Source organism: Streptomyces sp. MS191 (genome assembly GCF_008042125.1).
Taxonomy (GTDB): Bacteria; Actinomycetota; Actinomycetes; order Streptomycetales; family Streptomycetaceae; genus Streptomyces.
In genome coordinates this window covers 878,030-889,389 of sequence record NZ_RDBI01000040.1, presented here as the reverse complement: position 1 = coordinate 889,389, position 11,360 = coordinate 878,030, and the positions used below count along the sequence as shown (strand labels likewise).

Sequence of the window (11,360 nt, the reverse complement as noted above, 5' to 3'; positions counted from 1 at the left end):
CAGCGGGGAGGGCAGGGCGGCCAGCTCGTCGAGGAGGCGCTCCGCCAGGGGACGCAGATCCGGACGGGGTCCGGGCGAGGCGCCGGCCGCCGCCGGCGCGGGGCGGCCGCCCGCGGCGGACCAGCGGGCGGCGAGCGCGGTGGCGTCGCGACCGTCCTCCGCGGCCTGGCGCAGCTCGTGGCCGACCAGGTCCTCCGGCTGGACCCAGGTGACGCGCAGGTTCATCGGGCCGCGCTCGTCAGCGCCGTGTACGCCGCCTCGTGCTCGCGCCGCCGGGCCGTGTCGCGGGCGAAGACCTCGTGGGCGACCGCCGCCAGGGCGGTGGCGGGGGCGTGCAGGTCCAGCCGGCTGGCCTCCGCCACCTGCTTCACCCAGTCGGAGGGCACGGCCGGCTCGCCGCGGAGCGCGCCGACGATCGCCCCGGCCATCGTGGCGATCGAGTCGCAGTCACGGCCGTAGTTGACCGCGCCGAGCACCGTGCGGCGGTAGTCGCCCGCGCCGGCCAGGAGCATCCCCAGCGCGACCGGGAGTTCCTCGATCGAGTGGAGCCGGGACGGGCGGCGCGCGCCCAGCGAGGGGGCGCGGTAGTCCGGGCCCACCGTGTCGAAGGGGGCGACCGCGTCGCGCAGCGGGATCAGCGCGGACTCGACGTCGTCGTGGCGGGCCGCGACCTCGCACACGGCCTCGATCGCCGCCCGGGTGCCGTCCTTGGCGAGGGCGAGCGCGGTGTCGACCACCGACTCCGGCGTGGCGCCCGGCGCGCACGCGGCGGCCACCGACGCCGCGAACACCCCGGCCGCCTCCCTGCCGTACGAGGACTGGTGGGCGCCGGCGACGTCGAGCGCCTCCGCGTACGCCCGCGCCGGATGCGCCGCGTTGACCAGGCCGACCGGCGCCATGTACATCGCCGCACCGCAGTTGACGATGTTCCCGCTGCCCGCCTCGCGCGGGTCCACGTGGCCGTAGTGGATGCGGGCCACGATCCACTTCTCGGCGAGGAAGATCCGCTGCAGGGGGAGGGCCTCGGCCTCCAGCTCCGGGATCCAGACGGGGTTGCCGACGAGGTCCGGGACCAGGTGGTCGGCGACGGCGTACGCGTCGAGGTGGTCGCGGACCTTCTCGTACACCCGGATCAGCGCGTGCGTCATCAGGGTGTCGTCGGTGACGTGCCCGTCGCCCTTGTGGTACGGGGCGATGGGCCGCGCGGTGCGCCAGGCGTCGCCGTTCCAGGGGCCGACGATGCCGGTGACCCGGCCGCCGTGACGCTCCAGGATCTGTTCGGGGGTGTAGCCCTCGACCGGGCCGCCGAGCGCGTCGCCGACGGCCGCACCGAGGAGACTTCCGGTGATCCGGTCATCCAGTGTGGGTGTCATGTCGGAATTGTCCACCCGGGGTGGCCAGTTCCGTGTCTCCGAGCGACCCGGCGAGTTCGACGAGGTCCGTGCCCGCGAGCCGGGGGAGCGCGCAGCCGGCCAGGGTGCGGCAGGCGTCGCGCCAACTGGCGGGGAGGGAGGCGCCGCCGCCGAGCGCGCCGGTGAGCGCGCCCGCCAGGGCGGGGGCGGAGTCGGCGACCCGGGAGAGGCAGGCCGCCGCCGGCACGGCGGAGGCCGCTTCGCCGCGCGCGGCCGCGGCCAGGGCGAGGGCGACGGGGACCGTCTCGGCGGCGGCGATGCCGTAGCTGTAGACGTGGTCGACGATCTGGTGCTCGAGCAGCGGCACGAGCGCGAAGGCGCTGGTCGCCTCCTCGGCCATCGCCACGGCCTGCCGGGCGTTGCGGCCGATCTCGGTGGCCGGGGGCAGCTGGTCGAGCGCCGCGGCCACGGCGTCGTGGACCGATGCCCCGGCGAGGGCGACGGAGACGGCCGCGGCCATCGCGCGGGCGCCGTGGACCCCGTCGCCGTCCTGTGTGTAGCGGGCGTCGAACTCGGCCAGTTCGGCGGCGGCCGCCGGGTCCCCGGGGTGCACCAGGGCGAGCACCGTGGCGCGCACGCAGGCGGCGTCGTCGAAGTAGTGCGGATTGTCGTGGCCGGTCGCGGGCGGGCGCAGTCCGGTGGCGAGGTTGCCCAGTCCGGCGCGCACGGAGATCCGGGCACGCAGCGGGAGCACGGCCGACTCGACCTCGGGGGCGCGGTCGGCCGCTGCGGCGATCTGGCAGGCCAGCGCGTTCCAGGCGAGGTCGACGGCGGCGCGGATCCGCCGCTCGGGCGGGAGCGAGGCGAAGAGCGGACCGGCGGAGGCGAGGAGGGCCTCGGCGGTGAAGACGGCCCACTCGGCGTCGTCGGAGGGGCCGAGGCGCAGGGGCTCGGGAGGCTGGTTCAGGGCGATGGGCACGGGGAGCGTGGTGGTGGCGTTCTGCTCCGCGAAGGTGTCGAGCTCGCGGGTGAGGCGGCGGGTCCACTCGGGCATGCGGGCCGCGCGATGCCGGGCCGCGGGCCAGCCCGCCGCGTCACCGGCGGCGAGGCCGAGGAGCAGTCCCTCGATGCGGTGCCGGGGCACCGGGGTGCKCGGCTCCGCGGTGAGCAGGCCGATCGCCTCGGAGCCGAGGACGGGAAGGTCCTCCGGCCCCGCGGGGCGGGCCGGGTCGGGTCGGTTGTCCACAGTGGTCACGGAGCGACCTCCTCGRCCGTCGTCAGCAGGTCCGCGATGTCGAGGACGTGGTAGCCCCGCATCGAGGGCAGGCAGCTGCCCGTCACCGGGCCGATCGCCGTCGCCCATTCCTCCGGGATGGCCGACACGCCCGCCGAGGCCCCGGCGAGGGCGCCGGCGACGGCCGCCGTGGTGTCCGCGTCGCGGCCCATGTTGACCGCGGTCAGGACGGAGGTGCGGAAGTCGCCGCGGGCCGCGGCGAACGCCCCGAACGCCAGCCCGACCGCCTCCGGCGCCAGGTCGGTCCACGGGTAGCCGCCGATCACGACCGCCGAGCGGACCGTGCGCTCCCGGGTCAGCGCGTCGGGCTGGACGCGCTGGGCGGCGACCACCGCGCGGCGCAGCGATCGGGCCGTCCAGGAGTCCATCGGGACGACGGAGAGCGCCGCCGCGATCACCGAGGTCACCGAGGCGCCCCCCATCGCCGCCGCCACGCCCGCCGCGACGGCCTGGCCGCCGTAGATCCCCTCGCCGTCGTGACTGACGCTGCCGTCGACGGCGACGAGCCGGGCGGCCTCCGCCGGGCGGCCCGCCGCGAAGACGCCGAAGGGGGCGGCGCGCATGGCCAGACCGTCCGACCAGGCGTGCCGGTGCTGCGCGGAGATCGGCGCGGCCAGCCCGCGCCGGAGGTTCTCCAGGGTGCCGCGTTCGCTGAAGCCGGCGCCGCGGAAGGGGCCCTCGTCCTGGTCGGCGATCCACTGGTGCCAGGCGTGCTCCGCCTGCCGGACCGTCAGGGCCGAGCCGTGCCGGGCGAGCAGCAGACCGGAGAAGATGGCGTACTCCGTGTCGTCCGTGCCGGCCGGACGGTCCGTCACGAAGCCCTCGATCCGGCCCCAGCGGCTGCGGATCTCCGAGGGGCGCATGTTCTCGGCGGGCGCGCCGAGCGCGTCGCCGACCGCGAGGCCGAGCAGCGCGCCCCGGGCCCGCTCGCGCGCGTCGCACCCCGTCGTCGCGGCCGTCGCCGTCGTCTCGCTCGCCATGCCACTCCCCTTTCACGGTTCCTGAATCTGTGCCACGTACGGGGCGGGAGGAGACGGTGAAACGTCTCTGTCACCCGCCTGACACCACCGGTGAACACCCGCGGCAGACCCGGGCGGGCTCCCTCCCGCCCCGTCCCGACGCCGAAGTCCGGTCGGCGAACACTGAGGTGAGCCTTAGTAAGTACGGCCTGCCTTGCTGGCGGGCCCCTTACATCGCGCGTATTTTCGAGGTGTTGAGGGGCGGCGGGGTCGGCCCGACCCGCCGAGAAGACAGGGGAGAGGCATGTCCATCATCGAAACCGAGGCAACGCTCCACGAGGCCCACCGCGACAACCACACGCACCGCGATGTGAACGGCGGCTGGCTGCGTCCGGCGGTCTTCGGCGCGATGGACGGCCTGGTCTCCAACCTCGCCCTGATGACCGGTGTCGCGGGAGGCGCGGTCTCGCAGCAGACCATCGTGATCACCGGCCTCGCCGGGCTCGCGGCCGGCGCCTTCTCGATGGCCGCGGGCGAGTACACCTCGGTCGCCTCGCAGCGGGAGCTCGTGCAGGCCGAACTCGACGTCGAGCGCCGTCAGCTGCGCAAGCACCCGGTCGACGAGATGGAGGAGCTCGCCGCCCTGTACGTGTCCCGGGGCGTCGAGCCCGCGCTGGCCCGCGAGGTCGCGATGCAGCTCTCCCGGGACCCCGAGCAGGCGCTGGAGATCCACGCCCGCGAGGAACTGGGCATCGACCCCGACGACCTGCCGTCGCCGACGGTCGCCGCCGTCTCCTCCTTCGGCTCCTTCGCGCTCGGCGCGCTGCTGCCGGTGCTGCCCTACCTGCTCGGCGCGACCGCGCTGTGGCCCGCCGTGCTGCTCGCGCTCCTCGGGCTCTTCGCCTGCGGCGCCCTGGTGGCCCGGGTGACGGCCCGCAGCTGGTGGTTCAGCGGGCTGCGCCAGCTGGTCCTGGGCGGTGCCGCGGCGGCCCTCACGTACGGACTCGGCATGCTCTTCGGCGCCGCGCTCTAGGTCCTGTCCGGGCGATCTTCGAGGATCGGCCCGCGGCGTCGGACGTGGCGCATCGCAAGACGGAGCCTCGTACCGGGTGTACTCGGGCGACTCCGGCGGCGCCGCGAGGGCGCGCACCACCGGACCCCCGTCCCACCTGGGACGGGGGTCCCGGCGCATGCGCTGTGACGTATCTCCCTGAGCGGATCCGGGGAACCGGTGAGACACTATGCACAGCGCTACATACCTAGCCGTTACCCGGCGGTTTCGAGCCCTTAACCACCGGGCATGAGGCGTAAGCGCCGCGGGCAACGAAGCCCGCTCTGCGACGGGTCGCCGGAGATCCCCCGGACCCATCGATCCGTCCCCCGTGAGGAACGTAGCCCTCACTGCCCCACAGGTGAACCAAAGCCACCGCTCCGTATCCGCGGTGTCCGCATGTTGGAACGCGCTATCCACTTTTCGAGAAGCCAGCCATCATGTAACCTGCACGAAATTTCGCGGAGGGCCAACGTCGTCCCTCGGCTGCTGCATATGCCACGACGACGACGGGAGAGCCGATGCGTTCCGACGCCTGGTCGCCCATGGACGGTCGCCCTGCTCCGCAGGGAATGTACGACCCCCGTAACGAACACGACGCCTGCGGTGTCGGGTTCGTGGCCACCCTCACCGGTGTTGCCAGCCATGCGCTGGTCGAGCAGGCGCTGACCGTACTGCGCAACCTCGAGCACCGAGGCGCCACCGGCTCCGAGCCCGACTCCGGAGACGGCGCCGGCATCCTCCTCCAGGTCCCCGACGCCTTCCTGCGCGAGGTGACCGACTTCGAGCTCCCCGAGGCCGGCGCGTACGCCGTCGGCATCGCCTTCCTCCCTGCCGACGGCTCCGCACAGGCCGTCTCGCAGATCGAGACGATCGCCGCCGAAGAGGGCCTGACCGTCCTCGGCTGGCGCGAGGTCCCCGTCGCCCCCGAGCTCCTCGGTGCCTCGGCCCGCGCCACGATGCCGGTCTTCCGCCAGATCTTCGTCGCCGACGGCGAGAGCACGGGCATCGTCCTGGACCGCAAGGCGTTCGCGCTGCGCAAGCGCGCCGAGCGCCAGGCCGCGACGTACTTCCCGTCGCTGTCCGCCCGCACGATCGTCTACAAGGGCATGCTGACCACCGGCCAGCTGGAGCCCTTCTTCCCGGACCTGTCGGACCGCCGCTGCGCCACCGCCGTGGCCCTGGTCCACTCCCGCTTCTCCACCAACACCTTCCCGAGCTGGCCGCTGGCCCACCCGTACCGTTTCGTCGCGCACAACGGCGAGATCAACACGGTCAAGGGCAACCGCAACTGGATGGTGGCCCGCGAGTCCCAGCTCGCCTCCGACCTCTTCGGCGACGCCGCGATCGACCGGATCTTCCCGGTCTGCACCCCGGACGCCTCCGACTCCGCCTCCTTCGACGAGGTCCTGGAGCTGCTCCACCTCGGCGGCCGCTCGCTGCCGCACTCGGTCCTGATGATGGTCCCGGAGGCGTGGGAGAACCACGACTCCATGGACCCGGCCCGGCGCGCCTTCTACCAGTACCACTCCACGATGATGGAGCCCTGGGACGGCCCGGCCTGCGTCACCTTCACCGACGGCGTCCAGGTCGGCGCGGTCCTCGACCGCAACGGTCTGCGCCCCGGCCGCTACTGGGTCACCGACGAGGGCCTCGTCGTGCTGTCCTCCGAGGTCGGCGTGCTCGACATCGACCCGGCCAAGGTCGTCCGCAAGGGCCGCCTGCAGCCCGGCAAGATGTTCCTCGTCGACACCGCCGAGCACCGGATCGTCGAGGACGACGAGATCAAGGCCGCCCTGGCCGCCGAGCACCCCTACGAGGAGTGGCTGGAGACCGGGGAGATCGAGCTCTCCGACCTCCCCGAGCGCGAGCACATCGTGCACACGCACAAGTCGGTCACCCGCCGCCAGCAGACCTTCGGCTACACCGAGGAAGAGCTCCGCGTCATCCTCGCGCCGATGGCCCGCACCGGCGGCGAGCCGCTCGGCTCCATGGGCACGGACTCGCCGATCGCGGCCCTCTCCGAGCGCCCCCGGCTGCTCTTCGACTACTTCACCCAGCTCTTCGCGCAGGTCACCAACCCGCCGCTGGACGCCATCCGCGAGGAGCTCGTCACCTCGCTGCGCTCCTCGCTGGGCCCGCAGGGCAACCTGCTGGAGCCGACCTCGGCCTCCTGTCGCAGCGTCACGCTGCCCTTCCCGGTGATCGACAACGACGAGCTGGCCAAGCTCGTCCACATCAACGCCGACGGCGACATGCCCGGCATGAAGGCCGCGACGCTCTCCGGCCTCTACCGGGTCTCCGGCGGCGGCGACGCGCTCGCCGCCCGCATCGACGCGATCTGCGCCGAGGCCGACGCCGCGATCGAGGGCGGCGCCCGCCTGATCGTGCTGTCCGACCGGCACTCCGACGCCGAGCACGCGCCGATCCCCTCGCTGCTGCTCACCGCCGCCGTCCACCACCACCTCATCCGCACCAAGCAGCGCACCCAGGTGGGTCTGCTGGTCGAGGCCGGCGACGTCCGCGAGGTCCACCACGTCGCGCTCCTCATCGGCTACGGCGCCGCCGCCGTCAACCCGTACCTCGCGATGGAGTCGGTCGAGGACCTGGTCCGCGCCGGCACGTTCATCGAGGGCATGGAGCCCGAGCAGGCCATCCGCAACCTGATCTACGCGCTCGGCAAGGGCGTCCTCAAGGTCATGTCGAAGATGGGCATCTCGACCGTCGCCTCCTACCGCGGCGCCCAGGTCTTCGAGGCCGTCGGCCTCGAGGACGCCTTCGTCGAGAAGTACTTCAACGGCACCGCCACCAAGATCGGCGGCGCCGGCCTGGCCGTCGTCGCCAAGGAGGTGGCCGCCCGCCACGCCAAGGCGTACCCCGCCTCCGGCGTCCCCTCCGCGCACCGCGCGCTGGACATCGGCGGCGAGTACCAGTGGCGCCGCGAGGGCGAGCCGCACCTGTTCGACCCGGAGACCGTCTTCCGCCTGCAGCACGCCACGCGCAACAAGCGGTACGACATCTTCAAGAAGTACACCGAGCGGGTGAACGAGCAGTCCGAGCGGCTGATGACGCTCCGCGGCCTGTTCGGCTTCACCTCCGAGCGCCCGTCGATCCCCCTCGACGAGGTCGAGCCGGTCTCCGAGATCGTCAAGCGCTTCTCCACCGGCGCCATGTCGTACGGCTCCATCTCCCGCGAGGCGCACGAGACGCTCGCCATCGCCATGAACCAGCTGGGCGGCAAGTCCAACACCGGTGAGGGCGGCGAGGACCCGGAGCGCCTGTACGACCCGGCGCGCCGCTCGTCCATCAAGCAGGTCGCCTCCGGCCGCTTCGGCGTGACCTCGGAGTACCTGGTCAACGCGGACGACATCCAGATCAAGATGGCGCAGGGCGCCAAGCCCGGCGAGGGCGGCCAGCTGCCCGGCCACAAGGTCTACCCGTGGGTCGCCAAGACCCGGCACTCCACCCCGGGCGTCGGCCTGATCTCCCCGCCGCCGCACCACGACATCTACTCCATCGAGGACCTGGCTCAGCTGATCCACGACCTCAAGAACGCCAACCCGGCGGCCCGCATCCACGTGAAGCTGGTCTCCGAGGTCGGTGTCGGCACGGTCGCCGCCGGTGTCTCCAAGGCCCACGCGGACGTCGTCCTCATCTCCGGCCACGACGGCGGAACGGGCGCCTCGCCGCTCACGTCGCTGAAGCACGCCGGCGGTCCCTGGGAGCTCGGCCTCGCCGAGACCCAGCAGACCCTGCTGCTCAACGGCCTGCGCGACCGGATCGTCGTCCAGACCGACGGCCAGCTCAAGACCGGCCGCGACGTCGTCATCGCCGCCCTCCTGGGCGCCGAGGAGTTCGGTTTCGCGACCGCGCCGCTCGTCGTCTCCGGCTGCGTCATGATGCGCGTCTGCCACCTGGACACCTGCCCGGTCGGCATCGCCACCCAGAACCCGGTCCTGCGCGACCGCTTCTCCGGCAAGGCCGAGTTCGTCGTCAACTTCTTCGAGTTCATCGCCGAGGAGGTCCGCGAGATCCTCGCCGAGCTGGGCTTCCGCACCGTCGAGGAGGCCGTCGGCCACGCGGAGCTGCTGGACACCAGCCGCGCCGTGACGCACTGGAAGGCGCAGGGCCTGGACCTGGCCCCGCTCTTCTTCGTGCCGGAGCTGCCCGAGGGCGCGGTCCGCCACGCCCTGATCGAGCAGGACCACGGCCTGGAGAAGGCCCTCGACAACGAGCTGATCGAGCTCGCCGCCGAGGCGCTGAACGCGGCCACCGCCGAGGAGGCCCAGCCGGTCCGCGCCCAGGTCGCGATCCGCAACATCAACCGCACGGTCGGCACCATGCTCGGCCACCAGGTGACGAAGAAGTTCGGCGGCGCGGGTCTGCCCGCCGACACCGTCGACATCACCTTCACCGGTTCCGCCGGCCAGTCCTTCGGCGCCTTCCTGCCGAGCGGTGTCACCCTCCGCCTGGAGGGCGACGCCAACGACTACGTCGGCAAGGGCCTCTCCGGCGGCCGGATCGTCGTCCGCCCGGACCGCGGCGCCGACCACCTCGCCGAGTACTCGACCATCGCCGGCAACACCATCGCGTACGGCGCGACGGGCGGCGAGCTGTTCCTCCGGGGCCGCACCGGCGAGCGCTTCTGCGTCCGCAACTCCGGCGCCCTGGTCGTCTCCGAGGGCGTGGGCGACCACGGCTGCGAGTACATGACCGGTGGCACGGCGGTCGTCCTCGGCGAGACGGGCCGCAACTTCGCGGCCGGCATGTCGGGCGGTGTCGCCTACGTCGTCGACCTCGACCGGGACAACGTCAACCCGGGCAACCTGGAAGCGGTCGAGACCCTGTCGAACGCCGACCGGACGTGGCTGCACGATGTCGTGCGCCGCCACCAGGAGGAGACCGGCTCGACCGTCGCGGAGAAGCTCCTCGCCCACTGGTCCGTGAACGTGAACCGCTTCAGCAAGATCATCCCGACCACGTACAAGGCAGTGCTCGCCGCCAAGGACGCCGCTGAGCTCGCCGGTCTCTCCGAGCAGGAGACCACCGAGAAGATGATGGAGGCGGCGACCCATGGCTGACCCCAAGGGCTTCCTGACCACCGGGCGCGAGGTCGCCAAGACCCGTCCGGTGGGCGAGCGAGTCAAGGACTTCAACGAGGTCTACGTCCCCGGCTCCCTGCTGCCGATCATCAGCAAGCAGGCCGGCCGCTGCATGGACTGCGGCATCCCGTTCTGCCACAACGGCTGCCCGCTCGGGAACCTCATCCCCGAGTGGAACGACTACGCCTACCGCGAGGACTGGGCGGCGGCGTCGGAGCGGCTGCACGCGACCAACAACTTCCCGGAGTTCACCGGCCGCCTGTGCCCGGCTCCGTGCGAGGCGGCCTGCGTGCTCGGCATCAACCAGCCGGCCGTCACCATCAAGAACGTCGAAGTCTCCATCATCGACAAGGCGTGGGACGCCAACGACGTCCGGCCGCAGGCGCCCGAGCGGCTGTCCGGCAAGACCGTCGCCGTCATCGGCTCGGGCCCGGCGGGTCTCGCCGCCGCCCAGCAGCTGACCCGGGCGGGCCACACGGTCGCGGTGTTCGAGCGTGCGGACCGCATCGGCGGCCTGCTGCGCTACGGCATCCCCGAGTTCAAGATGGAGAAGCGGCACATCAACCGCCGCATCGAGCAGATGCGCGCGGAGGGCACCAAGTTCCGCACCGGTGTCGAGATCGGCCGCGACATCACCGCCAAGGACCTGCGCAAGCGGTACGACGCGGTCGTCGTCGCCGCCGGCGCCACCACCGCCCGCGACCTGCCCGTCCCGGGCCGTGAGCTGGCCGGCATCCACCAGGCGATGGAGTACCTGCCGCTCTCCAACAAGGTCGTCGAGGGCGACTTCGTGGCCCCGCCGATCACCGCGGAGGGCAAGCACGTCGTCGTCATCGGCGGCGGTGACACCGGCGCGGACTGCGTGGGCACCGCCCACCGCCAGGGCGCGCTCTCGGTCACGCAGCTGGAGATCATGCCGCGCCCGGGCGACGAGCGGGCGGCCGGCCAGCCCTGGCCGACCTTCCCGATGCTCTACAAGGTCACCTCGGCGCACGAGGAGGGCGGCGAGCGGGTCTACTCCGTCTCCACCACCCACTTCGAGGGCGACGAGGACGGCAACGTCCAGTTCCTGCACCTGGTCGAGGTCGAGTTCGTCGAGGGCCGGCTGACCCAGAAGCCGGGCACGGAGCGGAAGATCCCCGCCCAGCTCGTCACGCTCGCGATGGGCTTCACCGGCACGGACGTCGAGAACGGCCTGGTGTCCCAGTTCGGCCTGGACCTGGACGAGCGCGGCAACATCGCGCGGGACGCGGACTTCGCGACGAACGTCGGCGGCGTCTTCGTCGCCGGTGACGCCGGCCGCGGCCAGTCGCTGATCGTCTGGGCGATCGCCGAGGGCCGCTCCGCGGCGCGCGGCGTGGACCGCTTCCTGACCGGAGCCAGCGACCTGCCGGCCCCGATCCGCCCGACGGACCGCGCCCTGACGGTCTGACCCTCCAGGGGGCGACGCCCCCACCCACACGTCCCGTACAACGGAGTACGGAACTGAGCGCGGCGCCTGCCCGAATGTCCCCGACCGGACGACTGGGCGGGCGCCGCGGCGCGTCCCCGCCCCGGCGGCGGCCCCCGGCGCGGGGGCGACGGGCGCCGGAAGCGCTCCGG

6 protein-coding genes and 1 pseudogene are annotated in these 11,360 nt (G+C 73.0%); 3 read left to right on the top strand and 4 right to left on the bottom strand.

Going from position 1 to position 11,360, the window contains the following annotated elements; translation table 11 throughout:
- From EAO71_RS11030 to EAO71_RS11015, 4 genes and pseudogenes are all read right to left on the bottom strand, one after another.
- Nucleotides 1-225, bottom strand: a pseudogene (locus EAO71_RS11030) (ADP-ribosylglycohydrolase family protein); the annotation flags it as partial.
- The gene (locus EAO71_RS11025; RefSeq protein WP_147977554.1) at nt 222-1,373 is read right to left on the bottom strand and encodes an ADP-ribosylglycohydrolase family protein; all 1,152 of its coding nucleotides are present in this window, start codon (nt 1,371-1,373) and stop codon (nt 222-224) included. The gene EAO71_RS11025 and the pseudogene EAO71_RS11030, both read right to left, overlap by 4 nt.
- Nucleotides 1,354-2,715 (bottom strand): ADP-ribosylglycohydrolase family protein, encoded by a 1,362-nt coding sequence (locus EAO71_RS11020; protein WP_410093960.1) that lies wholly within the window; start codon nt 2,713-2,715, stop codon nt 1,354-1,356. The genes EAO71_RS11025 and EAO71_RS11020 overlap by 20 nt, the downstream gene beginning before the upstream one ends.
- Nucleotides 2,604-3,626, bottom strand: coding sequence for an ADP-ribosylglycohydrolase family protein (locus EAO71_RS11015; protein WP_147977552.1), 1,023 nt, complete (start codon nt 3,624-3,626; stop codon nt 2,604-2,606). The genes EAO71_RS11020 and EAO71_RS11015 overlap by 112 nt, the downstream gene beginning before the upstream one ends.
- A 283-nt stretch (nt 3,627-3,909) precedes the next feature.
- Here EAO71_RS11015 and EAO71_RS11010 point away from each other — a divergent pair, with 283 nt between their 5' ends.
- From EAO71_RS11010 to EAO71_RS11000, 3 genes are all read left to right on the top strand, one after another.
- The gene (locus EAO71_RS11010; protein WP_147977551.1) at nt 3,910-4,638 is read left to right on the top strand and encodes a VIT1/CCC1 transporter family protein; all 729 of its coding nucleotides are present in this window, start codon (nt 3,910-3,912) and stop codon (nt 4,636-4,638) included.
- A 539-nt stretch (nt 4,639-5,177) separates the two neighbouring features.
- The gene (gene gltB, locus EAO71_RS11005; protein ID WP_147977550.1) at nt 5,178-9,737 is read left to right on the top strand and encodes a glutamate synthase large subunit; all 4,560 of its coding nucleotides are present in this window, start codon (nt 5,178-5,180) and stop codon (nt 9,735-9,737) included.
- Nucleotides 9,730-11,190: a glutamate synthase subunit beta gene (locus tag EAO71_RS11000; protein WP_147977549.1), complete on the top strand. Its 1,461-nt coding sequence runs from the start codon at nt 9,730-9,732 to the stop codon at nt 11,188-11,190. The genes gltB and EAO71_RS11000 overlap by 8 nt, the downstream gene beginning before the upstream one ends.
- The last annotated feature ends 170 nt before the right edge of the window (nt 11,191-11,360 follow it).

Bases quoted from the DNA above. Each gene is read 5' to 3' on its own strand.
- EAO71_RS11025 (WP_147977554.1), bottom strand. From the start codon at position 1,373: ATGACACCCACACTGGATGACCGGATCACCGGAAGTCTCCTCGGTGCG.
- EAO71_RS11010 (WP_147977551.1), top strand. From the start codon at position 3,910: ATGTCCATCATCGAAACCGAGGCAACGCTCCACGAGGCCCACCGCGAC.
- gltB (WP_147977550.1), top strand. From the start codon at position 5,178: ATGCGTTCCGACGCCTGGTCGCCCATGGACGGTCGCCCTGCTCCGCAG.
- EAO71_RS11000 (WP_147977549.1), top strand. From the start codon at position 9,730: ATGGCTGACCCCAAGGGCTTCCTGACCACCGGGCGCGAGGTCGCCAAG.